Source organism: Bacteroidota bacterium (genome assembly GCA_008933805.1).
GTDB lineage: Bacteria > Bacteroidota > Bacteroidia > UBA8524 > UBA8524 > SB11.
Window position 1 is genome coordinate 23,125 of record WBUH01000015.1, and the last position, 23,878, is coordinate 47,002.

Consider the following 23,878-nt stretch of genomic DNA (forward strand, 5'->3'; position numbering starts at 1 on the left):
CGTTTTCGCAACAAATCTGTGGTGTGTATATTTCTGTCAGGTTAACCTGCGGGCAGCAAATAGGCAACCTGTTGTTTTATGGGTGTTACAAAAAGGCAACAATGAGTATTAAGTTGTTTTTTATCAGGCGGTTAATACAAAGTTTCTGAGATTGTCTTTTTGGCTTAATCCTAATTTTTTTCGTAAACGATAACGGGCCACTCTGAAACTATCTATTGAAATACCCATTTGATGGGCAATATCTTTTGATTCAAGGTTCATTTTAATCAAAGCACACATTTTCAAATCATTAGCAGTGAGACTGGGGTTTAAGGCCAATAAGCGGTCAAAAAAATCCTGATGCAACTGTTCAAAATTTCGCCTGAATTCTTCCCAAGTATCATCGTGATGAAAATTGAAATCGATTTTGCTGACTGCTTCTTTCAGTTTAGGTTTTAATGTGGTGGGTATAGAACCACCTATAATTTTTAGGCTCTCTTTTAAATCTTCAAGCAACTTGTTCTTTTCTGTTAGTTGAAGCATTTTTACTCCCAGCGATTTGTATTGAGATTCTAACTCTAGTTGCAGGTGTTTTTCTTGAAGATGCTTGTGTTCAAGCTCAATTTTCAGTCGTTCTTCACGTAACTTTATGTTTTCTACTTCTGATGCGTGTAGTTTTTTCTGCTGTTTAAATAGTTCTTGGTTTTTCCTGATTTTCAAGCGTTGCAGGTTCACAATTACACCGCCCAACAGTAACAACACTATGGAGCCTATAGTTATCCCTATAACTCGTATTTGTTGTATTTGTCGGTTACTTTCAAGTTGTTTTATCTCGTTGTTTTTGCGTTCAACTTCATAAAGTGTTTGCAGCAAAGCCATCTGGCGATTGCTTTCTTCAGAAAACACGTTATCATATATCACCCGGCTTTCTTCCAAATAATAGAATGTATTACTCAAATCGCCAATGAGCTTATAGGTGCGTCCCAAGTCTCTCAACGCCAAACTTTCTTCGTATTTCAGCTTTAATTCTTGTGAAAGTCCTAACGCTGCATTGGTATAATACAGTGCGCTATCGTAGTGTCCTGTGTTGCGGTAATAGTCGCCAATATTATTAAGATTACCCACTAAACTTATTTTGTTATCCAGTTGTGTGTTTATTTCAACAGCTTTCTTAAAATACCTAAAGGCCTGTTCGTATTCTTTAAGGTCTTCGTGAATACTGCCTATGTTTTCATATATGTAAGCAATGCCTGTTTTGTCGTTTAACGATTCGTAAATGCGTAAGGCCGTTTGCTGATATATCATTGCACTATCAAGGTTGTTCCATTTTTCATGCAAATGCCCTATTTCGCCCATTGTTTCAGCAATGTATTTCTGGGCATCTAGTTCTCTGTATACCAAAAGTGCTTCGTTAAAATATTCGGCAGCTTCTTCCTTCTGCTTAATGTAATAATTTACTTTACCCAAGCTTAGCAAGCTATTGGCAATCCCCAGCTTATTATTAAGCGTTGTGTAACGGGTTTTGGAAAGCAGGTAATATTCCATAGCCCTTGGAAACAGACCTTCTGAATAAAAGATATCTCCCAGCAATAGCGAAGCCTCTGCCTGTGTGGCTAAGTCTTCATTTTTCTCTGCTGCTAAAAACTCACGATTAGAAAGTATGTAAGCAGAATCAGGGGAGTTTTTATAGAGTTTTTCAGCCGTTTGTAATACTCCGTTGATTTGATTGGTTTGTGCCGTAACTACCTTAAAACTAATTAGTAATACAGCGCCAATAAATTTTAGCATTCGTAATGTTAGAAGTTTTACATTATGCTACTGTTAAGTTTTTATAAAGTAACGGTTGGGGATAAATCTGCTATTCGATAGTAACTCAAACAGTTTGATAACAAAGAGTTCCCGCTACAAAAACTAAAAACCCCGCTTAGTAATAAGCGGGGTTTTGTTTTAGAGTTCAGCATTTCCAATTGGTGTTTACTGGAATAAATGCTTTAGAAAAGCGACTTAACACAAATAAGAGTTATGAAACGCTCAATTGTATTAGCCTAAATTCAGAGCCAAGGCTTCCCAGCGGAACAGATTGTTGTATGTTTTCACCGGTTACCTGCGCATGATGGCTGCCCCCACCATTTACCAGTTGTAATACGAAAAGGTTGGCAGTGGTTATATCTGCTGTTGACGATGGGTTAGTTGGGTCAACTAGTTTCCAACGTTCAAAATCTTGCATGGCATCCATAGTTGTAACCTGTACGTAGCCAGGGAAGCCAGACAGAAATCTGCTTGAGAAATTGTTGTTTTCAAAACTCACAATATCTCCGAATTTTACATTGGCAGTACTGCTGGGATCATTAAAGTTGATGATTTTCCATGCTTCCCAGACATTAATCCAAGGGGCTGCATGGATTGGTGTTTCTTTAGCACCCCCTCCTGGGCTCAAGAAATTAAAGAATTCGGCTGATTGAATTGCCACGGAGGCTTGGTAATTAATATTCATATTATTTGATAGTTTTTCCTACTCGTAAGGCTTTTCGGATTCGCCTTCTGTGTTTAACCCCTCAGAAAAGGCCGTTTATTAAAGTGGGTTCTGCTCCACCGTCCGGTTAATGCGCAATGAAGTTTGGACGATTCAAAGGTATTTAGGGTGCATTCCCGAAAAATCAGTTAAATAACTGAATTTGAATAAATGGTGGTTTTTCGTGAATCGTAAGTGAATTTTTAATGCAAACCTCAAGGGCTATATACTTGTAAGAAATGGTAATCAGTTAAGTTGGGTTATCTTTATAATAAAAAAACCACCCGGAATATGTTACGGGTGGTTAAAAAAACAAGTAGGTTATTTACTTAATTAGGTAGTAACCCAATCGCCTTGAAATTGCCAGCGCTGTCTGCCGCTTCCATCATCTGTATTCCATTGATCCACACGTCCATTCCCATTGGTGCTTAGAAAATAATTAGATTTTCCGGCTGGTTTGATATGAAATGTGCAGCAAGTGGGAGAATTTGGAACAGGCTCGATAATCCATTTTTGTTGTAGATCAACCTTACCCCCGGATAGATACACCCCATTGGAGTTGGCATCCCAAGACAGGTAACAGGTTGCAGGCTGCACACCCTTTTTCACTACCAAATAATAAAACCCATCATTGCTGGCTTCAACGTCCCAGGTCATCCGACCCGAGCCATCATTGCGAGGATAAAGAATAATATTTTGAGACCCTAGGGCAACTGCCAAAAGAGTGGCGTTATTGTTAAGCCCTCGCAAAACTTCAATATTGTGCGGTCCTGTAATTTCGCATTGATAATCCATTTTTTAATTTATTAAAAGTAATACCTACTCGTAAGGCTTTTCGGATTCCGCCTTCTGCAATTAACCCCACAGAAAGGGCCGTTTGTTAAAGTGGGTTCTGCTCCACCGTCCGGTTAATGCGCAATGAAGTTTGGACGATTCAAAGGTATTGTGGCGGAATTTTCGGAAAATCAGTTGAATAACGGGTTTTGAATAAATACGGGTTTCCCGAAAACAGTCAGGGATTTCTATAGAAAAAATCTTTTTAAAGAATCAAATGATATACTTATCTAATGGATTCTTGGTAACAACAAATTTTAGCAAAACTCTTCTGCTAAAAAAAAATGGTCAGAGCAAAACGCTCTGACCATATATTAAGCCAATTTCTACAGAAACAGGCTCTAAGCTTCAGTTAGCAAATAAGATAACTATTCAGAAACAACTGGTTTTGCAACATCAGGCCCCATAGTCGCATCAGTGATTACTCTACAAAAGCTGACATATTGACTATTATATGGGGACTGAGCCCCGCGAGCACAATGCCATCCTGTACCCCAAATAAGTCCCGTGTCCCATTCACCATCTGGCGAGTCCCAACGCCAGGCAGCTAAGTCCCTATTTGCCGGGGCCGAAGGAAATCCTTGTCCATTATAAACAAAGAGTTGTCCTTCTTGGTCTCGGAAAGGGCTGTTAGAATACCATTTTAACCAAAGTCTTCCTTGTCTCTCAAAAGCTTGTAAACTCCATTCAAACGCATCAATTTTAGTATCCATTTTATTTAATTTTTGATAACTCCTACTCATATGGCTTTTCGGATTCGCCTTCTGCAATTAACCCTACAGAAAAGGTTCGTTTATTAAAGTGGGTTCTGCTCCACCTGTCCTTATCGATCAACTATTAATTAGGGAGTTGATATCAAGTTCACTGTCTATTTTTTGCGGTTTGTTAACATATAGAGATATTCTTTAAGGAATACCCCAGATGATAAGGGTCTCTTACTAGGCGGGACCCATGATTATGAAGCTGAAGTTGCGGTTTTGACCATTTCCTGTATTGTCTCCTGTTTTGAAAACCGCGTTTCCAGTATCAATAGCAACTAAGACAACGTTATCTAAAGTGCTACCTCCAGTGAAATTAAACTCAGGCCAATCGATATAATTTTGAATGGCCGTTGCACTGGGCATGGAAGAAAACTTATGGTTAAATACCACGGTGTAATAACCTGGTTTTCCCGGATCATGTTTAATGGTAAATCCCGAGCCAGACTTGATGCTGCCATCCTTGTTTACATTACCATACAATTGAATAATACTCATAATATCTAAGTTTTTGATAGTTCCTACTCATAAGGCTTTTCGGGTTACGCCTCCTGAAATAACTGTACAGGAACAGTCCGTTTATTAAAGTGGGTGCTGCTCCACCGTCCGGATAGTGCGCATCTGATTGGACGGAACAAAGATGTTGAGCTAGGATTCCCTAAAAATCAGTTGAAAAACGGGTTTTGAATAAATACGGGTTTCCCGAAAATCTAACCGTGGTTTTACAAACAGCAATTGTAGGAGTATAAATACCCGTATTTTAGTCAGGGTTTTTACTGATTTAAATGTTTAAATAACTAGCTTAATAAGCACTTATATTGTTGGTTTTCAATTGTTTGTGTTAATTTTATTAAAATAGATTAAATGGGAGCACTTGTCTTTCTAAGCAGTAAAAGAGCATCTTTGTTTCAGTAAAAACTATTAATTCACTTAATTAAAACAATCATGGCAGCACAACAATCTATGGATCAGTCTTCAATCAAACCGCTTGAAAAAGAGCCTGCAACGAGGCTTATGGATAATTATCGTAACGAAATAAATCTCAGGTTATCAGGAAATAGATCAATTGATGATTTACTTTACTGGGGCAATCAAAATGAAAATAAATTATCGGCTTTTTCAGTGCCGGTAAATGAGCTAGGGGTGTTTAACAACCTTGTAGGGATTACTAAAATTATATTTTCGTTTGGCTTGGAGGATGCTAAAACAGCTTATGCACCGAGATTAACGGTATTAATTCAAGGAAGAAATGATAATGGGACTATCCAAAGTGATTATTACCAACTCCTGAAAGGAATTCCTACATCACAAAGTCTTCCTGTATATGGAACTCCAACCACATCATCCGGATTAGCTGTGCCAAAATTTTTATTTGATACATGGACTTTATCTTGGAAAGAAATGTCTGATTCATCTGCTATGAAAGCTAAGTTCTGTACAATTGATGTGATTGATACTTTTATTAATGTGGGTGATCAAGATATTGTAACAAAACCGCTTGAAAAGTATATTTTCAATATTAGTGATGCAATTAATATTCTGTATCCTGGTCAGCTTACAATTTCTCAAAGTTCCATTACAAAACTTTACCTCTGCATGGTTAGCCACATTGCTACTAACACCAATGGGAATGTAGAAAATTTTGATAAGGCAAGGATAGGGATGGTTATGGGTATAGCAGAAAAAACTAACCATAATCCTGAAACGTATGAGTTTATTTCATCCGGTTACGATTTCTCAGCACCCTGTCCCCCAACCTGCCCATAAGGATGAGTAAGTATTATATGCAAAAAATACTTTTAACAATCACTCCACAGCAATGGGTTATTTTAGGGGCCTTTTTGGTGATATTAATACCCATTGCTGTGGGGTTTTCTCGCTACAAAAAACTATCGGTAATACAGCAGCGTATTCTTTTGTTTTGTGTAGTAGCCTTTTGTTTAGATGGTGTTGGGCGCGTATTTTGGATTTTTAGTATTCCCAATTTGTTTTTGGGGCATCTTAGCACCATAGCAGAGTTTCTTTTGCTTGCCAATGTTTACCGTTTTGCATTGCGGGGTTTTATAAAACCAAAAGTAATTCCTGTAGCTATGATCTTATTTACCGCGTTAGCCATTACAAACACACTTTTTTTGCAAGGGTTTAAATTTAACAACTCAAACATAAAAATTATAGAATCGGCAGTATTAATAATATTTACGCTAATATTCTTTTATAAGCTGGCTAGTGAAATGATTGTGAAACGATTAGAACAATACCCGATGTTTTGGATAAATAGCGGAGTGCTTATATATTTTTCAAGCAGCCTGTTTGTGTTCCTATACAGTAATTATTTGTTGTTATACTCAAAACAATTAGGCATACAAATATGGTTTATTCACGCTTTGTTCTTTATTTTGTTTTATATCATTTTGGCATTTAGTCTATGGATCGTCCCCCGGAACTCGAATTCGCATGGTTAATGTTTGTTGGCATTTTGCTTATGTTCCTGCTTTCAATGGCGGTGGTAATATTTTTTGTGTATTACCAGCGCAAGCTATACAAACAGCAAACAGCCATGGAACAGTTAAAACTGGAAGAGCAGAAAAAACGCCTGCAAACAGAGATTGCGGCTAGGGAAAATGAACGGGCGCGCATAGCACACGATTTGCACGACGAAGTTGGATCTTTATTATCAACCACAAAACTATATTTAACCGTACAACAACCGAGTAAGGATATTACAGAACACGCAAAAAAAACCGCCGCAGATTTATTGGATGAAGCTGTATTGAAATTGCGCGCTATTGCACAAAATCTACTGCCTGAAAACCTTAAACTTTTTGGGCTAGTAAAGGCAATAGAGCATAGTTGCAGACAAATGGAAAACGCGGGTTCTTTCTCAATAGATTTTCAACACCATTTAGAACGCCGATTGCCTACTGAGGCTGAAATTCACCTATACCGTATTGTACAAGAGTTGCTAAACAATGCTATAAAACATGCAAAAGCCACACAAGTAATATTGTCCCTATTTCAACAGACTAGCGATCTTATTTTAACTTATGAAGATAACGGGGTAGGTTTTGCAGTTGAAGAAAACAAAAAAGTAGGAAGTTTAGGGCTAACCACACTTAGCAGCAGGGTACAGCTGCTACACGGCGAAATGCAGCTAAAGAGCACACCGGGTAAAGGGGTAAGCATTGCAATCATCTTTCCCTCATTTACTACACATACACAATTGGAAATATGAGAAAAGAAACTATCAAAGTTGCCGTTGCAGATGACCACACTCTTTTTAGAGAAGGTTTAAAGCTAATTGTGAACAGCTGTGATGGCTTAGAACTAATTTTTGAAGCTGAAAACGGCCAAGTATTACTAGAGGGTATTACTAAGATAACTAAACTGCCAGATGTTGTTTTGCTTGATTTAAGAATGCCTATAAAGGACGGTATCGAAACCACAAAAGAACTAAGACAGCAATATCCCGACATTAAAATATTGGTTTTAACCATGATAGACCAAGACGACTACATTATTCACTTATTGGATATGGGTGCTAGTGGCTACTTGCTCAAAAACTCATCTGCGGATGAGGTACAAAAAGCTATTTTTTCTGTAATGGAGAGTGGGTTTTATTTTAATGATCATGTATCGAAAGTGATGTTGAATGGGCTTAAGCGAAAGCGAACCTTACCCCCAATGCTAGATGCGATGACAAAAATAAGCGCACGGGAAATTGAAGTGTGTGAGCTAATGGCAGAAGGGTTTACCACACAAGAAATAGCAGATAAGCTTTTTATAAGTGCCCGTACTGTTGAAACACACCGAAAGCACTTGATGGAAAAACTGGACGCTAAAAATACGGCGGGAATTATTTACAGAGCTTTGAAAGAAGGATTACTCCAATAGGTGATCAAAATGCTTGCCCAAGTTTACCGCCACGTTAACTGCTTGATAACCTGCTACAGCTACAAAAACTAAAACCCTTTTCTTAACCGAGAAGGGTTTTATCTAAAGTAAGTCTTGAAATTATAAACTGCAACTTGTTCACAGCCCACCCTGATAACGTTGCTTAAAAACAAAAAAAAGGCTGCCTTTTTGGGGCAGCCATAACACATTCTTACTAATAAACTTATTTTAAATCAAACCTATCCAGGTTCATTACTTTAACCCATGCAGCAACAAAATCGTTAGCAAATTTTTCTTTTGCATCGTTGCTTGCATATACCTCGGCAAGTGCCCTCAATTCAGAATTCGAACCGAAAATCAAATCTGCCCTTGTAGCAGTCCATTTTACTTTTCCGGTTTTTCTATCCAATCCTTCAAATACTTCTTTAGACTCAGAAACAGCTTTCCACTCTGTGCTCATATCCAAAAGATTCACAAAGTAATCATTGGTTAGCGCATCTTTTTTTGTGGTAAACACACCGTGTTTAGCGTTGTCATAGTTAATATTCAGAACCTTTAAGCCGCCCATCAATACAGTTAGCTCAGGAGCAGTTAACGTAAGTAGTTGGGCTTTATCAACCAATAACTCTTCGGTTGAGAGTGTAAATTTAGTTTTCAAATAGTTCCTAAATCCATCCGCCATCGGTTCAAGAACAGCCATTGATTCAACATCAGTTTGTTCTTGTGATGCATCCATCCTGCCCGGTGTAAATGGCACACCGGTTTTGTGTCCTGCGTTTTGTAATGATTTTTCTACCCCTACAGTTCCGGCTAACACAATCATGTCTGCCATTGATATTTTCCTTTTTGGTGATGCGGCATTGAAGTCATTTTGTATTTTCTCCAACACTTTTAGCACTTTATCCAATTGAGCAGGGTTATTTACTTCCCAATTCTTTTGAGGAGCCAACCGTATTCTTGAGCCATTAGCGCCGCCTCTTCTATCAGAACCCCTGAATGTTGAAGCAGAAGCCCATGCAGTTGAAACCATTTCACTAACGGTTAAACCTGATGCCAGAATTGAAGTTTTTAACTTTTCAATATCGGCAGCATTTACTACTTCATGGTTAAGAGCAGGAATAGGGTCTTGCCAGATTAATTCTTCTTTAGGCACTTCAGAGCCCAAGTACAAGCTACGGGGACCCATATCGCGATGCGTTAATTTAAACCAAGCACGTGCAAAAGCATCGGCAAATTGCTGTGGGTTATCATAAAAACGTTTTGAAATAGCTCCATAAATAGAATCGAAACGTAGCGACAAATCAGTGGTTAGCATGGTGGGTTTATGCTTCACTTTGGCATCAAACGCATCGGGTATTTTAGCTTCTGAATTTTTGGCTACCCATTGGTGTGCTCCGGCAGGGCTTTTTGTCAACTCCCATTCGTTTTCAAACAAAATTTTGAAAAAGCCATATCCCCACTCAGTAGGTGTAGTGGTCCAAGTTACTTCCAAGCCAGATGTAATAGCATCTTTACCTTTTCCGCTTTTGTACGAGCTTTTCCATCCAAGTCCTTGCTCTTCTATTGAAGCTGCTTCGGGTTCTGCTCCCACCAAAGCGGCATCGCCCGCACCGTGGGTTTTACCAAAGGTGTGTCCGCCTGCTATTAGTGCTACTGTTTCTTCATCATTCATGCCCATGCGGCCAAACGTTTCCCTAATGTCTTTTGCAGCAGCAAGAGGATCGGGGTTTCCATTGGGGCCTTCGGGGTTCACATAAATCAATCCCATTTGTACCGCAGCAAGAGGGTTTTCAAGTTCACGATCTCCTGAGTAACGCTCATCCGCTAACCATTTTTTCTCAGATCCCCAATACACATTTTCTTCAGGCTCCCACACGTCTTCCCTACCACCAGCAAAACCGAAGGTTTTAAAGCCCATCGATTCCAACGCTACGTTTCCGGTCAGAATCATTAAATCAGCCCACGAGATTTGCTTGCCGTATTTTTGTTTTATCGGCCATAATAACCTTCTTGCTTTGTCAAGGTTAGCATTATCTGGCCAGCTGTTTTGCGGTGCAAAACGTTGTTGTCCGGCTCTTGTACCGCCACGACCGTCTCCGGTGCGGTAAGTTCCGGCACTGTGCCAAGCCATACGGATAAATAAGGGTCCGTAATGTCCGAAATCAGCAGGCCACCAGTCTTGAGATTGAGTCATTAAATCCGCTATGTCTTTTTTCAACGCCTTCAAATCAAGGCTGTCAAAAGCTTTAGCATAATCAAAGCCTTCATCCATTGGATTTGATAGCGCAGAGTTTTGGCGAAGCACTTTCAAGTTTAATTGATTGGGCCACCAATCAGTATTTGTAGTCGTCTTTTTATCAACGCTGACTACCACTGAGTCATCTAATTTTTTTTGTCCCTGTGGTTCCATATGGAAAGGACATTTTCCATTGTTTTCCATTTTGTCTTGAGCTTTTAAATTGAACTTTCCTAGTAAGGTAAAAGTTGCGATTAATCCGTATGCGATATGTCGTGTTTTCATATTAATACAGCAATTTTTTTCAAAACTAATCCTTAAGTTTGTTTGACAAAAACGATTGTTTCAATAACATTATTGATAGCATAGATGAACATTCAACAAATACAATATACGCTTGCTGTAGCAGAAAACAAACATTTTGAGCAAGCGGCTGAGAAATGTTTTATCACTCAATCAACGCTTAGTACCATGATATCTAAGTTTGAAGACGAGATTGGCATAAAAATTTTTGATAGAAAAAAGAAGCCTGTGGAGTTGACGGCAGAGGGGCAGGTAATTATTGAGCAGTTGAAGGTAATTTGGAAAAACATTGAGCAGTTTACCGAGCTTACTAAAGAAATAAAGGGTGAAATAAAGGGAACGCTTACTATTTCGGTAATCCCGACAGTTGCGCCGTTCTTACTCCCATTATTTCTACAAGATTTTGCCGCTAAATTTCCCCAGCTGGTTATTAAAGTAAAGGAACAAACTACAGGAGAAATTATCAGGCAAATAAAATCACGGGAATTAGATATCGGTATCATTTCAATACCCGTTAAGGATAAAGATATTGTTGAGGTGAAACTGTACGATGAGCCGTTTGTTTTTTATGATGCTAAGAACAAAAAGGCATCTAAAAAAGCGATAAGTAAAATTGATTTGAGCAATTTATGCTTGTTGGAAGAAGGGCATTGTATGCGTACGCAGATTGTGAAGCTATGCGAAATACACAACAAGGATTTTGCATCAAAACTAAATTTTGAATACAAGGCAGGCTCTATAGATAGCTTATTACGGTTTGTAAAAGCCAATAGCGCTACTACATTACTGCCCTATTTGTCAGTGGTTGATTTATCAAACGAAGAGAAGGCACTTATCAGCAACTTTATCGACCCTGCCCCGTATCGGAGCATTGGTTTAGTAACCCATCGACATTTTGTAAAGAAAAAGATTTTGGATATGTTACAGAAAGAGATTCTAGCTAAAACAGAACCGCTGTTGCCAAACAATCAGATTAATGGAGAAAGGCTTTTACCCGTTTGACGGTATTGGTAAATAGGGCTAATAAAATTCAAACGCAGAAGTAACGACATTTTTTTGCATATACTTTTTGTTTCTTTGAGCTTATGAAGCGGTAGGGCTACGTCAACGTTTCCCCAAAGAGCAGATAAATGTTAAATGTACAATGCAATGAATAATATTATAGAATATTTTGGGGATAGATTAGTAAAGCCAGCACTAAGTGAAGAGGTGCTGAAAATTCTGCCTAAAATTTCCCTTACAAACCAAAAAATTTTGTTGGAGGTGGGATTGCCTGAAAGACATGATGGGTACGCAGGAGTTTACACTATATTGGATCAACTTTCGCTACATAAAAGTAAATATATCAAGCTTTATACAAGAGAACTGCTAGAAGATTATTTTTCAATATTTTTAGATGTTGAATCAGATAGGATTATTTATCACTTTGATTATGAAGGCTCAGAGAAACAATACCTGCTTCTCAATAGTAGTTTATTAGTTTTTTTAGAATTTTGGAAAGCGTATGAGATATTCTCAGAAAAAATTGACTTGTTAGGTATGAAAGAATATTATGGTAACAAAAAAATATATTCTACAGAGTTAAGGAGCGAGTTTGAAAAAATAAATAAAGACGATACTAATACAAGTTGGTGGGGCAGTTTGTTAGAAGAAATGGAGAGTGGCCCCCTGTAAAATTGAATTAGATACGATGTAAGATCTATAAATATAAATTGCAAGTAATCATATCACACACAGCACAAATAAACTAAATACGAGGTAATAGTTAGTGATTTTATGGAAAAAGATAATTTGGAGAAACTCGAAATGTTCTTGAAAAGGGAAAAGTGGACAGGATATGAAGTTCCTGAATCAGATGTTGAAAGAATAGAAATATTGATTCAGCAAAAATTTCCGATTACTTATAGGAGATTTCTTTTGATTACAGGTCAGCACTTTCGAGCAATGCCAATCAGCAATGGATTTAGCTACTTGCTGGAGCATAACATGCAGTTATTGGCAAGAAAAAATCTAAAAGAATATGGCATATCACTTAAAAGCGATGAGTTTTGGGTATTTGCTGAAAATGAAGGGGCTGAAGTGATTTTCTTTTTCTATTTTGATGAGGGAGACGACCCGCCGGTATATGTATGTGAAATGGCTCAAAAGGAAGAAGATCCTGATTACCCATACTTACGCAAGTCAAAAGAGCACTTGAGCGACTTTTTTAACTATTACGTTGATCTGTATGATCAAACAAAAAAATATAAATAATTAGATAACAATGTACTGTACAAAATATTTGATTACATAACAGAGTTAGGAAAAAAATATTTAGTTGACAACTAATAACAACTCCTGTGATTGTGTCATTTACCCTCAATAACCTTCATAAACAATAAACAGACTAATGGAACCAAAATACCTTCCGAAATTAAAAAAGTGGACAGATAAGTTCGGTTCAAAAGAAAACAAAGTGCCAGAAGCTCAGATTATTGCCATGGAGGCGGAACTGGGTAAAAGGTTCCCACAAGCGTACAGGGAGTATCTTTTGATTACAGGTTAGCACTTTCGAGCAATGCCAATCAGCAATGGATTTAGCTACTTGCTGGAGCATAACATGCAGTTATTGGCAAGAAAAAATCTAAAAGAATATGGCATATCACTTAAAAGCGATGAGTTTTGGGTATTTGCTGAAAATGAAGGGGCTGAAGTGATTTTCTTTTTCTATTTCGACGAAGGCGACGACCCACCGGTATATGTCTGCGAAATGCAAATGAAAGATGAACCTGATTATGAATATTTAAGGAAAAGGCCATCCTTTAGTGAGTTCATAAATTTCTATGTTGATATTTACAATCCTATATACGATAGACCAAATATGCCGTGGATTTATAAGATATTCACTTTCTGGAAAAGGAATAGGTAGGGTTATCCTCATTATGATAAAACGATGCAGATAAATTATCTGAAAAACCTCCAGTCTTTTATGGATAAAAAGAGGTGGAGAAGAGACACTAAAGGGCTTGATGAAGCTGAAATAACTAAAGTTGAATCCCAGATGGAAAAAAATTTCCTCAGGCATATAGAGAGTTTCTCTGGCTCACTGGTAAGCAAGGGTTTCGTGCTTGGAGTGAAAGTCATGAGATAGATTACTTGATAGAAAAAAAGGTAGCTGAAATAGTACCTAAACTCCTTAAAGAATATGGGGTAAATCTCCCAAAAGATAACTATTGGGTAATGGCGATTGAAAATGGGTCCATCGACTTTTTCTATTTTGATGAAGGAGAAAACCCTCCTATATATGTTTGTGAATATGAAGGTAAAGAGTATATAGAGAATTATTTGAGAAAAGCGACAAACTCCATTACCGAGTTTATGGATCGAAGAATATACTACACGGCACGCTAATAATCTATTCCTGCACTTTTACCGCCCGCGCATTAACTCTCCCTCATATCCACCGTGCCGTCTGCATATTTGGCAAAACGTTTGTTTTCCCTTGCGTGTACTTGGTCGGCTTTGGGCCAAGGCCAGCCCCCAAACTGGGTTTTTTGGTAATCTTCAAACGCATCGTGTATTTCCTGCTTGGTGTTCATCACAAACGGCCCGTACTGTATCACAGGTTCAGCAATGGGTCGGCCTTGCAACAGTAAAATTTCGGCAGGTTTTGCACCAGCAGTTATAGTTACCTCAACATCGGCCACAAGCTCTACCGAGTGGTAGCGTTGTACCTTAGTATCAGCAATGGTAATTTCGTCCCCTTCGTAAAAATAAATAGTGCGGTTTATGCCCTTAGCAGCTTTGGGCAGTGTAAAAATAGCTCCCGCTTCCATATTAAAATTCAACACCGCAACTTCATTTCCTTTTTCAGCCGCCCACGAGTTGGGGGGTGGTGCAGGGGCAGTTATACCATTCAATTCGCCTGCAATAATCTCTACCGTGGTTTTCTTTTTATTTACATCCTCGTGCACCAAATTACCGATAGATTCCTTCCAAAACATCTTAAAGTGCGGCTCAACCATTTTGTTTTTAGCCGGCAGGTTCAGCCATATCTGAAACAACTCCATCGGGTTGTCTTTGTCTTTGTTTATCAGCGGAAACATTTCAGAGTGTTGCACCCCTTTTCCCGCCGTCATCCACTGTACATCACCGTTGCCGTAGCGGCCGGCCGCACCCATTGAGTCAGCGTGGTCTACAATCCCTTTACGTACCACCGTAATGGTTTCAAACCCCCTGTGCGGGTGGCCGGGAAAGCCGGGTACATTCATCCCGTGGTACATCCTGAAACCGTCTTTAATAATAAAATCATCCCCCATGTGGCGACCTTCCAAATACCTTATATCGGGAGCCATCTCATCATTACCGCTTGGAAAAGCGTCTTCGTGGTGCACACAAAACAAAAACGGATCGGAGGTTTCCCAAGTAAAACCAAGGGCTTTAGTGTTTAATATCGGATTCACGGCTTCTTTATTCTTCATAAAATTACGGGCAAAAGGGATGGAGGGCAAGGCAACTGAAGAAGCTGCCAACAAAAAGGCTTTACCTAAAAAACTTCTTCTTTCTTTATTGTTTTTCATGGTTGCACAGGGTATTAAAACAACTTCTAATTTATCATTTTTATTGAAAACAGTTGTTGATACAATACAAAAATGATGCAAAAATTGTTTTCGCGGGTGCAACAGCAATTAGTTTAGACTTATGCCGATGGCTTTTCTTTTCGGGCAGCTTGTTCAGCTATTTCAACTATTCGTTTTTGCCTTGTTTCAGGGCGTTTTACAACAGCAATCTTGTACAAAGCCAGTTTTCGTACAGAAGGACTATGGTTAATAAAAAACTCTTTTGCGCCCGGCCTTGCCTCAAGTTCTTTCATCAAATCATCGGGAATGATTAATTCTTCAACTTCATCTAATATACTCCAATACCCGTTTTGTTTGGCAATATCAATGCAGCGTTGGCCTGCCGGTGTCATTAGCCCTTCCTCGGTCAATCGCTTCACCTTCTCTTTATTTATTTTAGACCATACACTTTTGGGTTTTCGCGGGCAAAAAAACTGTTTGAAAGACCCTTCGTCAATCGAAACCGCTTTACTGTCTATCCACCCGAAACAAAGGGCTTCATCAACGGCTTCACTCCACACCAGGCTTGATTTACCCGTTTTCACCTTGTAATAAATAAGCCAAACCGACTGCTTTTTGCTGTGGTTTTCTTGCAACCACTGTCTCCATTCTTGTCGGCTTGCGGGGCAAAAGGTATCCGCCTCTTTATTTTCCATACGCTAATAATACTGCTTTTTTAATGGTATGATGCAAACATAGGGATACCCACTGACAGCTGTATGTCAACAGTAATTAACGGTAACAGGCAGCTAAAAATGTTTTGTTTTCACCCCTGTTTTTTTTGTACTTGCATACAGAGGAGAACCCTGTTATGGCAAAGAACAAAACCACTGAAACCCAAGCAAGCGTGGCAGACTATTTTGCAGCAATAAGCAACGACAAAAGAAGAGAAGATTGTATAGCCATAGCAAAGCTAATGACGGCTTGTACCGGATACGAAGCCAAAATGTGGGGCCCTAGCATTGTAGGTTTTGGGAGTTATAACTATACCTACGACAGCGGCCATTCGGGTTCGGCTCCGCTGGTTGGTTTTTCATCAAGAGCCAATGCCATTACATTATACCTTTCGGGTGGTGAAGAACGCGAGGCACTATTGGCCAAACTGGGTAAACACAAAACAGGCAAGGGTTGTGTGTACATTCAGAAAATAGAAGACATTGATACGGATGTGTTGGTACATTTGGCTAAAAATACGGTGGAAGAAACCCTAAAGAGATTTCCCAATCAACCCTGACCTTTTTAGGTTAATGGATTTTTACTTTTGATTGGTCTAAGAATTTGCGCAAAGGCGCGGTATTAAATTTTACTTGCTGCTGTAAATCAACATAAACTATGAAAGCAGCCATCAGGGTTCAATACGGCCGCCCCGAGTCGATAACTATTCAAGATATAGCTATACCAACACCTAAAGACAATGAAGTGCTGGTGCAGGTGTTTGCTACTACCGTTAACCGCACTGATTGCGCCATACTTACAGGTAAACCCTTTGTTATCCGCTTTTTCTCCGGCTTATTTAAGCCCCGATTTCCCAGCACGGGAACTGATTTTGCAGGCAAGGTGGCAGCTGTGGGCAAAAAGGTTAGCAAGTTTAGAGTAGGTGACAGGGTTTGGGGGTTTAATGATACCGGGCTGGGTTCTCACGCCCAATACATTGCTGTTCCTGAAAATATGGCCATGCTAAGCATCCCCGAGGGGATAACCTATGAGCAAGCCGCAGCAAGTGCCGAAGGCGCACATTATGCCTATTATTTTTTATCGAAGGTAAAAGTTGCCCCAAATGATAAGGTGTTGGTAAACGGTGCCACAGGAGCGATAGGTTCTGCCACGGTGCAGTTTTTAAAGTATTACGGGGCACACGTAACAGCTGTTTGCAGCACTGAACATATTGAAACCGTAAAAGGATTGGGGGCTAATGTGGTGATAGACTACACGCAGGAAGATTTTACAACAGAGAATGAAAAATACCGCTATGTTTTCGACTCGGTGGGGAAGAGCACCTTTGCCCGATGCAAACCCATTTTAGAGGACGGGGGTATTTATATGTCGTCAGAATTAGGTCCCGGAATGGAGAACACATACCTACCGCTTATTACCACCATCAAGGGGGGTAAAAAGGTAAAATTCCCGATACCGTTTAATATTATGAAGAGTTTGGTGTTTATTAAGCGACTGCTTGAATCCAACCAATTTAGACCTTTGATTGACAGGGCATACCCGCTGGAGAAGATAGAAGAGGCGTTTTATTACGTAAACAGCGGCCAAAAAACAGGAAATGTTTTAATAACGTTTGAGGAAGAATAAAAAACCCCCGCTTACACAAAAGCAGGGGTTGTATAGTGCCTTATCGGCTTGTTTTCATAGCTTTTACAACAGTAAGTGTTTTGTCATTGGCAAAACGTTCATATTCAGGGGTGCCGCTGGCATACAATGCTATTTTGCCTTCGGCGTTGCTGTGTACTCCCCATCCGTAACGTTTGGTTAGAGGCGATGCTCTAAAGCAGGCTTGCCCTTTTGAGAAAAACTGTTTCCAGCCTTCTTCGCGTTCACTTTCCGTTAAATCGTTTTTCTCGGCAAACACCTCAAACAACACCTCATCGGAGGTGTACTTGTAGGGGTTTTTCAACACCATTTCAAATTGTATGTTGGCGGCTGTGCGTTTATCTTCTTTTACAGGAGGCATTTCACCCATAGCAGCAGGACAATCGTCGGCAATCAGTATAAAAGCGTTGTGATAATTTGTGGTGTGTACTTTCATTGTTTCTGCCTTTTCAAACACAAATTTAGAGCCCTTACTGACAACCGTATGTCAGGAGTATAAAAACCGGATTAATTTTCCAGCCTAATCATGCACCGCATATCTTTATTGGTAATGTACCACTCAACACAATAGCCTTGAGGGTCTAACCCGGGATGCTCAAGCAGTTGGCTAAAGGTACGCTCCACGCTTGGCAAGTCTTTCAAATAATCTTTCAAAACAATGCTAACGTAAGTGCCCTTTTTCAGCACAACGGTGCCACAGTTCAATGCTTTCCCCTCGCCTTCGTGCATTTCTTCAGCGCAGGCTTTGTAGCGTATTCCCTCCCCGTTCTCAGGTCTGGAAATACCGAAGTATTTTCTTTCGGGTGAAAAAGGGATTAATGAATGTAAACTCTCGTGCGCTTCCAAAATCCCATCGGGGTAAGAAGCCGCCTCCACATAAAAAACGGTAATGTCATTGTCAAGCGTAATTGTTTCCATAGTTCTGGTTTTATAAATAGTATGATCCAAATGTATGTGACAAACGGTTGAATGATGGGTGGCAAAACGGCATAGTAGGGGGCTGTTTGCGACATTAATACTTTCTCCGTTTTGTAATAAAAAACCCCACTGCAAACAGGTCGCAGCGGGGCTTACAAATTATTTCGAAAGAATTACTTAGTTATCCAAACCTCGTAAATTTTACTGTTGGCAAACGTTGGGTTCATCTCGCTGCTTTGCTCGGCAGTTGAGAGAATACCACCGTACATCCAACCTACAAGCGTTCTACCGCTGGGCACTTGCGAGTAATCAATCATTTCGTCCATGCCGCCGTATGTAGCCAGTGCGGGGTTGGGTATAAACTCAGCATCAGAGCCGATATATCCGGGCAAAGCAGGGCTTTGTTGCGGATACTCCACCGATGTTTTGCTGGTTCCGTTTCTTACCACCGTAGTTGCGTTTTTACTAAACGGCAAAAAGTTCATTATGCTGCCGGGGGTTAAAACTCCGGCTTTGTCGTAGTAATAATCGGTGATGCCACCTAAAAAGCTGGTGTACATATTTTTTGCAGTGGGGTCGTACATGGTAACATTGGCACACTCATACAAGTTTAGCTTTTGAGCAAACCCTTGGTCGAAAGCAAAAGCCGTATTACCTGTATTGTCCTGCGAAATGTAAATAGGATTAGGGAATCCGTTTCCGCCATTGGTGCTAAATACCCCGCCATACACGGTAATACCATGAGTCCCGTCGTCCATAATAGTTTCCGACACCGTTAAATCGCGGCGGTGAAACTGGTCATTAAGTGGCGGTGTACTCCAAGGCACATCGTATGCGGTATAGTTGTTAATCGTCAGTTGTCCGCCTGTATTCCCTATTTGGAACTTGCGTACTTGCTGGGTGTAAATACCTGTTACCGCCCCTTTGTACTTCTTATCATAGTTTTGGCCCATCACTAAGTAAAACCAGCCTCCAATTTTGCGCAAGGCACCGCCGGTAACCCGCATACGCTCATCAGTAATAGATGTAATGCTGGCCTCTAATGCCTGAGCATTGTTTGAGGTGATGGCAGCAATGGCATTGGGTACATTGATGGCAGTTAGGTTAGGGAATGTTTGGTAACACTCGGGTGAATCAGTAGCGCAGGATGAACCGTAACCGCCGATGCAATACAAGTAATCACCATCCTGATAGCAGTTCATATTGGTGCTTTGCAGTTGCAGTTTGAAGACCGCAGGAATTTCCAACCTCCACGATTTTTTTGAGGTGGGGTCAACCACAAACATATTGGTGTTGCCAAACTTGGTAGGGAACGTGCTTTCGTTATCAGATGTTCCGTGGAAACCATTCGTACGGCCACCCACCAGCAACCATTGACCGCCGCTTTGCCCAAACCCGAACGATTGCAAGGTAGGCGCAAAAGCTGCTTTTGTGTCTATCACTTCAATCGTGTAGGGAGCAGTAGCAGCGGGTTGACCCACTGCCGTTAGCACGGTGGCGTTGGCAGCGGTATTCATGCTGTCTTTTTTGGTAGTATCGCTACCGTTTTGGCCGGATTTATTTCCCCCGCCTCCGCAGGCCGCCAATGTTAATAGCGGTAGCAGGTATAAAAGTGTTGTCTTTTTCATAACAGTATGTTTTTTGATAGTAGTTTTAATATTAACCCTGAATAATTTTTAAGCACCAGGCAGCAAGCAAATCGCGACGGGTTTGCGATAAGTCGCGAGTACGCGGCATGGCTTCCGAACGTCCCCAATACTCAAGACTGATGCGTTGAAACAATGTACGCGCCATTACCGGGTCGGCCCAATATTGGGGGTCGTTCAGGGGTACCCGTTGGCTCATGGCGGGGTACAGCAGGTAGTAGTTACGCAACACCTCGTTATAAATCACATCAAACGTAAGCGAAGCATTTCCAACAGGCGGGTTTGCAGTTGGGTCTACATAATACTGGCTGTAATCCACGTCGTTGGGCAGTATGCGAATGTTGATGATGGGCATATAATTCATTGGAAAGTTGGCATAGCTTGCCGGAGGTGGTGCATCGGTAGAAGCCACGGCAGTAATCAAACGGTTACCCGCGCTACCTACCGGCAGTGATATGCTTTGACCGGGTTTGTATCCCGAAACTAACAGTGTTGCATTGCCGGGAGCTTGATTGGGGGTGGTATCATATACCCACAAATCAAATGTATCAGGGTCAGAAGCGGTTAGTTGCACCCCTTTTTTATAGGCATTAAAGCTGATACTTACGGGCACACCGTCCTCATCTAAAAACGAACTGGTGCTGCCGCCTGCGGCTATTTGTTCAGTAAATACTGTTGATTGGTCGGATACAATCATGTAAGGTGTTTCTTGCAGCAAAATGCCGTATTGCGAGTTTGAAACCGTGAACAGTCCGCTTTCAAGCTTTTCCATCAAACCGGGTATAGTTGGGTCGAAGGGGAAAATAAACACCCAACCCATACCGTCGTTTACCATGGTTGAGTATAAAATATCGGCAAAGGGTTGGTTCACACCATCGTTACTGATACCTAATGACAGCTGGCCAAAGTCATATTTGGCATTGTTTGCAGTGCTCAAAGGGTCATACTGGCCTTTGTATAACTCAGGAAACGAAGCGGTAAAGTTTACAACGATGTTATTGTTTACGGTATCGATTTGCAGGGTAGCCGGAGCCAGCGAAAGAGCCGGACCGTTGGCTTGGCATCCCGGAGGAACGGGAATGGTATTATTGGTTGGAATAAGGTATCGACCTTCTGCTATTGATTTCATTTCACCCTCAAACCAAGGGGCGATAGTGCCTTGCAGTTGGACGTAGGTTGGGTTTAGTCCTTTTGATTCATACAGCTTAGTAATGGCATCAAACCACGCTTGACCTTGGTATTTGAAGGTGTTGATGGCTTGCATACTGCGGAACATACTGTACTGGCACACAACGCCTGCCAATGCCTGCCCTGTGGGCGATGTTTGGGGCATACCCGCTAATATGGGCTGGCCTTGCAATTCAGAAAGCGGGATTACGCATTGAAAGGTTGCCGCAGCCCCGTTGGGTCCGGTAAGGTTGGCATTACGCTGAAAGTTAATCCAACGGGTAGATGCTTTGCTGGGCTTGCCCGACATTAAGAACTCCTCGTTAAACGTAAGCGATAAAAAATCGGTAAACACCTGCGAGCACGAAGGGTCTTCGGGGTTCACGTCAATCAGCATACCCGTTGTACGGCCTGTACTGTCGGGGCGATTGTTGTAAGACAATGATGCCCCGCGCAGTTGCGTCATAAGACTTGCAGGGATAACATTAGCAGGGTCGTCAACGCCTACAACATTAACTCCCATCATGGTTAGTCCCATGTCGCCGTAGTAGTTCCATTCGCCGGGGATAAGCTGTACAGGGGTTTCGGTAGGAGTAGCAGCTGTTGAGGCTCCCCCTTCCGAACGGCTGCTGTTGGCAATTTTTGCAGCCACAGCAGTTGATTGTGAAGGTTTTGCGAAAGTGCCTTGGGTTTGCGCCCATGCAATCCAGTCCGAATCGTTCATTCCGTACGTTATTGCCTGCACATTAATAGAATCGGCCAATCGTACAGGTTGACCCGCATAAGGGCTTCCGGCAGGGAACACATCACTCGAGTAATCGTCGTTATTCGCTGTGCCCACATTCACCATTAAAAGACCTGTGAAATTAATTCTCGGATAGTTAAAGATGCTCATGATATTTTTGGTTTAGTGTATGTAAGTTTATTTTTAAAAAGCTTCGGCAAAGGCCACATAAAATCCGCTTGTTTTGTATCCCACCGCATAGTCAAAGCGCATATTTACGTTACTTTTCTTATCCACCCGCACGCGCAGTCCTCCGCCGGCAGTATATTTAAACACCTGCATGGTGTAGGGTTTCCCCCATTCAAAAACCTCGCCTGCTCCGCCAAACACTGCAAAGCCAAGCCCCCATTTCACAGGTACACGCCACTCGGCCTGCAAAGCAAGGTAGTTTTGGTTGCGGTAGCGGCCTTGGTAGTATCCTCGCATATCGCGGTCGCTACCCATTAAGCCCATCAGCCTAAAGGGAGGTGTCCCTTCGTTTAGTACCGTGTATGCCTGAAAAGCCAACATGGTTTTCTTCACCTTCACATAGGTGCGGGCATCCGCTTCAAAACGGTTAAAACTGTAGTTGCTGCCCAGCGATTTGCCAAAATGCATAGCACTGGCAGCTATAAACAACCCTTGTTGGGCATTAAGGGCATTTTTACGGCTATCGTACAAAAAGGCAGGACCAATGCCAGATGATATTCCGCCCTTTGCCCCATACTTACTGCTGTTTTCAAGCAGCCCGCCTTGTTTGGGTTCTACCCCAAACATATTTTGCAAGCGGTAGCGCAAGCCTATAAATGTATTCTTGCCTACCAATTTCAGCGAGCGTATGTCGGCCTCAATACGGCTGGCACTGTAAAGCTCCTTCACGCTATCCTCTGTGGCCGCCCCGACACCCCAATACAACTCAGGGAATTTGCGGTAGCCCAGCACCCCTTCGTGATACCATTGGCCGCTTTTGGCAAAAGCATTCCATTGTATCTCGGCAATAAACTGCTTGTTTTGGGTATAGTTCACCTCGGCCTTTGCGCTCGAAACACGCGAAAGAGAATCTTTTTGCAGAAAGCGTAAATCAAACAAGGCCACTGCGCCCACATACCAACGTGTTTCAGGCGCGTAACCGAAAGCTGGCACCGGAAAAACACCAATGGGTCGCTTTTTCTTAGTGGTATCGTTTGCTGCTGCTGTAATGACAAGCAACAACAGAAAGGATGTTATGGATAGTTTTTTAAGCATGAATAAGTACGGTGTTATGCTTTACGAAGCAGTTTGTTGCAGTTTCTTTTGAAAGTAAGAACTGATTAGCCAACCCGCGGCTGAAATACCGATAACGGTTAAGAAAGAGACGATTCCGCCCTCAATATCCAGCGCATAAGCACCTGCTAACGAATAAATAACCGATGAAGGAATTAAACCCAACAAAGAATATAACGCCATTGGCATTGGTTTCACTTTGCTCATGCCTGCTACAACGGCAATGGCCTCAGAAAGTAAAGGAACAGGCCGTGTAATGGCAATGATGGGCAATCCCCAACGCTCAAAAAACTTGGCCGATTGTTCAATATCTTGTTGGGGAATGAAACGCAGCAAAAACGTTTGTCCTTTCTTACCCGCATAGTACCCCGTAAATGTGGCACCCATTCCCCCGATAACTGAAAGAACAGCCCCCCACACAGGCCCGAACAATACTCCGTGGTAAATCATTATCAGGCTCGAGGGAACGGGAAGAAAAAAGTCGATAATTAATAAGCCTACCCCTGCCAATGCTGCCCAAAGGCCGTTGTTCGATTTCATAAAGGCCTCTGTCCCTGAAAAATCAAGACCAATAAAAGGGCTTAGAAAAAAAAGTATCAGGAAAAAGGAAATAAGCACGAAGCTGAACAAAGCAATGCGTTTCATAAACTTGAATAGAGTGTAAATACAAAACTATACGAACGGTGTTAAA

At 41.2% G+C, this 23,878-nt stretch carries 26 protein-coding genes and 1 pseudogene; 13 read left to right on the forward strand and 14 right to left on the reverse strand.

From position 1 onward, the window contains the following. Positions 1–123 precede the first annotated feature (123 nt). The 5 genes and pseudogenes from F9K23_14135 to F9K23_14155 form a co-directional block, all read right to left on the reverse strand. Positions 124–1,767: a tetratricopeptide repeat protein gene (locus F9K23_14135; protein KAB2914341.1), complete on the reverse strand. Its 1,644-nt coding sequence runs from the start codon at positions 1,765–1,767 to the stop codon at positions 124–126. 232 nt (positions 1,768–1,999) lie between these two features. Further along, positions 2,000–2,473, reverse strand: a complete 474-nt coding sequence (locus tag F9K23_14140) for a hypothetical protein (protein KAB2914342.1) — start codon at positions 2,471–2,473, stop codon at positions 2,000–2,002. 351 nt (positions 2,474–2,824) lie between these two features. Then, a complete protein-coding gene (locus F9K23_14145; protein ID KAB2914343.1) occupies positions 2,825–3,286 on the reverse strand; it encodes a hypothetical protein in 462 nt (153 codons plus the stop codon). A gap of 488 nt (positions 3,287–3,774) precedes the next feature. After that, a pseudogene (locus tag F9K23_14150) lies at positions 3,775–4,068 on the reverse strand (hypothetical protein). Positions 4,069–4,263: 195 nt separating this feature from the next. Further along, entirely contained in the window at positions 4,264–4,581 is a 318-nt protein-coding gene (locus F9K23_14155; protein KAB2914344.1) for a hypothetical protein, read from the reverse strand. A gap of 447 nt (positions 4,582–5,028) precedes the next feature. Between F9K23_14155 and F9K23_14160 the strand changes: the two genes are divergently transcribed. From F9K23_14160 to F9K23_14175, 4 genes are read left to right on the forward strand one after another with little or no spacing between them, the layout of a single operon-like run. Continuing rightward, entirely contained in the window at positions 5,029–5,850 is an 822-nt protein-coding gene (locus F9K23_14160) for a hypothetical protein (GenBank protein ID KAB2914345.1), read from the forward strand. A gap of 17 nt (positions 5,851–5,867) precedes the next feature. After that, a complete protein-coding gene (locus F9K23_14165) occupies positions 5,868–6,545 on the forward strand; it encodes a hypothetical protein (protein KAB2914346.1) in 678 nt (225 codons plus the stop codon). Continuing rightward, complete coding sequence (locus F9K23_14170) at positions 6,509–7,315, forward strand: sensor histidine kinase (protein ID KAB2914347.1); 807 nt, start codon at positions 6,509–6,511, stop codon at positions 7,313–7,315. Before F9K23_14165 ends, F9K23_14170 begins: the two co-directional genes overlap by 37 nt. Beyond that, complete coding sequence (locus F9K23_14175; protein KAB2914348.1) at positions 7,312–7,974, forward strand: response regulator transcription factor; 663 nt, start codon at positions 7,312–7,314, stop codon at positions 7,972–7,974. The genes F9K23_14170 and F9K23_14175 overlap by 4 nt, the downstream gene beginning before the upstream one ends. Before the next feature lie 223 nt (positions 7,975–8,197). On the opposite strand, the gene katG is transcribed toward F9K23_14175, so the two are convergent. Continuing rightward, positions 8,198–10,384, reverse strand: coding sequence for a catalase/peroxidase HPI (gene katG / locus F9K23_14180; protein KAB2914403.1), 2,187 nt, complete (start codon positions 10,382–10,384; stop codon positions 8,198–8,200). Positions 10,385–10,579: 195 nt separating this feature from the next. Here katG and F9K23_14185 point away from each other — a divergent pair, with 195 nt between their 5' ends. The 7 genes from F9K23_14185 (at position 10,580) to F9K23_14215 (ending at position 13,903) form a co-directional block, all read left to right on the forward strand. Next, the gene (locus F9K23_14185; protein KAB2914349.1) at positions 10,580–11,515 is read left to right on the forward strand and encodes a LysR family transcriptional regulator; all 936 of its coding nucleotides are present in this window, start codon (positions 10,580–10,582) and stop codon (positions 11,513–11,515) included. Positions 11,516–11,662: 147 nt separating this feature from the next. Beyond that, entirely contained in the window at positions 11,663–12,187 is a 525-nt protein-coding gene (locus tag F9K23_14190; protein ID KAB2914350.1) for a hypothetical protein, read from the forward strand. A gap of 102 nt (positions 12,188–12,289) precedes the next feature. Further along, positions 12,290–12,766: an SMI1/KNR4 family protein gene (locus F9K23_14195; GenBank protein KAB2914351.1), complete on the forward strand. Its 477-nt coding sequence runs from the start codon at positions 12,290–12,292 to the stop codon at positions 12,764–12,766. Between the two features lie 136 nt (positions 12,767–12,902). After that, complete coding sequence (locus F9K23_14200) at positions 12,903–13,058, forward strand: SMI1/KNR4 family protein (protein ID KAB2914352.1); 156 nt, start codon at positions 12,903–12,905, stop codon at positions 13,056–13,058. A gap of 12 nt (positions 13,059–13,070) precedes the next feature. Continuing rightward, positions 13,071–13,421, forward strand: a complete 351-nt coding sequence (locus F9K23_14205; protein KAB2914353.1) for a hypothetical protein — start codon at positions 13,071–13,073, stop codon at positions 13,419–13,421. A 24-nt stretch (positions 13,422–13,445) separates the two neighbouring features. Beyond that, positions 13,446–13,643 (forward strand): hypothetical protein, encoded by a 198-nt coding sequence (locus F9K23_14210; GenBank protein ID KAB2914354.1) that lies wholly within the window; start codon positions 13,446–13,448, stop codon positions 13,641–13,643. Between the two features lie 5 nt (positions 13,644–13,648). Next, positions 13,649–13,903 (forward strand): hypothetical protein, encoded by a 255-nt coding sequence (locus tag F9K23_14215; GenBank protein KAB2914355.1) that lies wholly within the window; start codon positions 13,649–13,651, stop codon positions 13,901–13,903. Between the two features lie 32 nt (positions 13,904–13,935). Here the strand turns inward: F9K23_14215 and F9K23_14220 are convergent, their stop codons facing one another. Together F9K23_14220 and F9K23_14225 are read right to left on the reverse strand one after the other, a co-directional pair. Then, on the reverse strand, positions 13,936–14,973 hold the full coding sequence (locus F9K23_14220; protein ID KAB2914404.1) for a pirin family protein: 1,038 nt from the start codon (positions 14,971–14,973) through the stop codon (positions 13,936–13,938). Positions 14,974–15,191: 218 nt separating this feature from the next. After that, entirely contained in the window at positions 15,192–15,767 is a 576-nt protein-coding gene (locus tag F9K23_14225; protein KAB2914356.1) for a hypothetical protein, read from the reverse strand. Positions 15,768–15,922: 155 nt separating this feature from the next. On the opposite strand from F9K23_14225, the gene F9K23_14230 reads away from it, so the two are divergent. Together F9K23_14230 and F9K23_14235 are read left to right on the forward strand one after the other, a co-directional pair. Next, entirely contained in the window at positions 15,923–16,345 is a 423-nt protein-coding gene (locus F9K23_14230) for a DUF1801 domain-containing protein (protein ID KAB2914357.1), read from the forward strand. 98 nt (positions 16,346–16,443) lie between these two features. Then, positions 16,444–17,412 (forward strand): NAD(P)-dependent alcohol dehydrogenase, encoded by a 969-nt coding sequence (locus tag F9K23_14235; protein KAB2914358.1) that lies wholly within the window; start codon positions 16,444–16,446, stop codon positions 17,410–17,412. Between the two features lie 40 nt (positions 17,413–17,452). On the opposite strand, the gene F9K23_14240 is transcribed toward F9K23_14235, so the two are convergent. The 6 genes from F9K23_14240 to F9K23_14265 all read right to left on the reverse strand — a co-directional run bounded on the left by F9K23_14240 (position 17,453) and on the right by F9K23_14265 (position 23,832). Further along, positions 17,453–17,866: a hypothetical protein gene (locus F9K23_14240; protein KAB2914359.1), complete on the reverse strand. Its 414-nt coding sequence runs from the start codon at positions 17,864–17,866 to the stop codon at positions 17,453–17,455. Positions 17,867–17,937: 71 nt separating this feature from the next. Next, positions 17,938–18,348: a transcriptional regulator gene (locus F9K23_14245; GenBank protein KAB2914360.1), complete on the reverse strand. Its 411-nt coding sequence runs from the start codon at positions 18,346–18,348 to the stop codon at positions 17,938–17,940. Positions 18,349–18,521: 173 nt separating this feature from the next. Continuing rightward, positions 18,522–19,976, reverse strand: a complete 1,455-nt coding sequence (locus F9K23_14250) for a hypothetical protein (GenBank protein ID KAB2914361.1) — start codon at positions 19,974–19,976, stop codon at positions 18,522–18,524. Between the two features lie 31 nt (positions 19,977–20,007). After that, a complete protein-coding gene (locus F9K23_14255; protein ID KAB2914362.1) occupies positions 20,008–22,056 on the reverse strand; it encodes a hypothetical protein in 2,049 nt (682 codons plus the stop codon). Between the two features lie 33 nt (positions 22,057–22,089). Then, positions 22,090–23,169, reverse strand: coding sequence for a BamA/TamA family outer membrane protein (locus F9K23_14260; GenBank protein ID KAB2914363.1), 1,080 nt, complete (start codon positions 23,167–23,169; stop codon positions 22,090–22,092). A gap of 21 nt (positions 23,170–23,190) precedes the next feature. Next, positions 23,191–23,832 carry a TVP38/TMEM64 family protein gene (locus F9K23_14265; GenBank protein KAB2914364.1) on the reverse strand — a complete coding sequence of 214 codons (642 nt, stop codon included), beginning with the start codon at positions 23,830–23,832 and terminating at the stop codon, positions 23,191–23,193. Between the last annotated feature and the right edge of the window lie 46 nt (positions 23,833–23,878).

What these genes read in the sequence shown, in the direction of transcription:
- F9K23_14225 (KAB2914356.1), bottom strand. Translation starts at nt 15,767, where the DNA reads ATGGAAAATAAAGAGGCGGATACCTTTTGCCCCGCAAGCCGACAAGAA.
- F9K23_14220 (KAB2914404.1), bottom strand. Translation starts at nt 14,973, where the DNA reads ATGAAGAATAAAGAAGCCGTGAATCCGATATTAAACACTAAAGCCCTT.
- F9K23_14145 (KAB2914343.1), bottom strand. Translation starts at nt 3,286, where the DNA reads ATGGATTATCAATGCGAAATTACAGGACCGCACAATATTGAAGTTTTG.
- F9K23_14175 (KAB2914348.1), top strand. Translation starts at nt 7,312, where the DNA reads ATGAGAAAAGAAACTATCAAAGTTGCCGTTGCAGATGACCACACTCTT.
- F9K23_14210 (KAB2914354.1), top strand. Translation starts at nt 13,446, where the DNA reads ATGCAGATAAATTATCTGAAAAACCTCCAGTCTTTTATGGATAAAAAG.
- F9K23_14255 (KAB2914362.1), bottom strand. Translation starts at nt 22,056, where the DNA reads ATGAGCATCTTTAACTATCCGAGAATTAATTTCACAGGTCTTTTAATG.
- F9K23_14170 (KAB2914347.1), top strand. Translation starts at nt 6,509, where the DNA reads ATGGATCGTCCCCCGGAACTCGAATTCGCATGGTTAATGTTTGTTGGC.
- F9K23_14265 (KAB2914364.1), bottom strand. Translation starts at nt 23,832, where the DNA reads ATGAAACGCATTGCTTTGTTCAGCTTCGTGCTTATTTCCTTTTTCCTG.
- F9K23_14185 (KAB2914349.1), top strand. Translation starts at nt 10,580, where the DNA reads ATGAACATTCAACAAATACAATATACGCTTGCTGTAGCAGAAAACAAA.
- F9K23_14200 (KAB2914352.1), top strand. Translation starts at nt 12,903, where the DNA reads ATGGAACCAAAATACCTTCCGAAATTAAAAAAGTGGACAGATAAGTTC.
- F9K23_14160 (KAB2914345.1), top strand. Translation starts at nt 5,029, where the DNA reads ATGGCAGCACAACAATCTATGGATCAGTCTTCAATCAAACCGCTTGAA.
- F9K23_14260 (KAB2914363.1), bottom strand. Translation starts at nt 23,169, where the DNA reads ATGCTTAAAAAACTATCCATAACATCCTTTCTGTTGTTGCTTGTCATT.
- F9K23_14135 (KAB2914341.1), bottom strand. Translation starts at nt 1,767, where the DNA reads ATGCTAAAATTTATTGGCGCTGTATTACTAATTAGTTTTAAGGTAGTT.
- katG (KAB2914403.1), bottom strand. Translation starts at nt 10,384, where the DNA reads ATGGAACCACAGGGACAAAAAAAATTAGATGACTCAGTGGTAGTCAGC.
- F9K23_14250 (KAB2914361.1), bottom strand. Translation starts at nt 19,976, where the DNA reads ATGAAAAAGACAACACTTTTATACCTGCTACCGCTATTAACATTGGCG.
- F9K23_14245 (KAB2914360.1), bottom strand. Translation starts at nt 18,348, where the DNA reads ATGGAAACAATTACGCTTGACAATGACATTACCGTTTTTTATGTGGAG.
- F9K23_14140 (KAB2914342.1), bottom strand. Translation starts at nt 2,473, where the DNA reads ATGAATATTAATTACCAAGCCTCCGTGGCAATTCAATCAGCCGAATTC.
- F9K23_14165 (KAB2914346.1), top strand. Translation starts at nt 5,868, where the DNA reads ATGCAAAAAATACTTTTAACAATCACTCCACAGCAATGGGTTATTTTA.
- F9K23_14240 (KAB2914359.1), bottom strand. Translation starts at nt 17,866, where the DNA reads ATGAAAGTACACACCACAAATTATCACAACGCTTTTATACTGATTGCC.
- F9K23_14155 (KAB2914344.1), bottom strand. Translation starts at nt 4,581, where the DNA reads ATGAGTATTATTCAATTGTATGGTAATGTAAACAAGGATGGCAGCATC.
- F9K23_14190 (KAB2914350.1), top strand. Translation starts at nt 11,663, where the DNA reads ATGAATAATATTATAGAATATTTTGGGGATAGATTAGTAAAGCCAGCA.
- F9K23_14195 (KAB2914351.1), top strand. Translation starts at nt 12,290, where the DNA reads ATGGAAAAAGATAATTTGGAGAAACTCGAAATGTTCTTGAAAAGGGAA.
- F9K23_14205 (KAB2914353.1), top strand. Translation starts at nt 13,071, where the DNA reads ATGCCAATCAGCAATGGATTTAGCTACTTGCTGGAGCATAACATGCAG.
- F9K23_14230 (KAB2914357.1), top strand. Translation starts at nt 15,923, where the DNA reads ATGGCAAAGAACAAAACCACTGAAACCCAAGCAAGCGTGGCAGACTAT.
- F9K23_14235 (KAB2914358.1), top strand. Translation starts at nt 16,444, where the DNA reads ATGAAAGCAGCCATCAGGGTTCAATACGGCCGCCCCGAGTCGATAACT.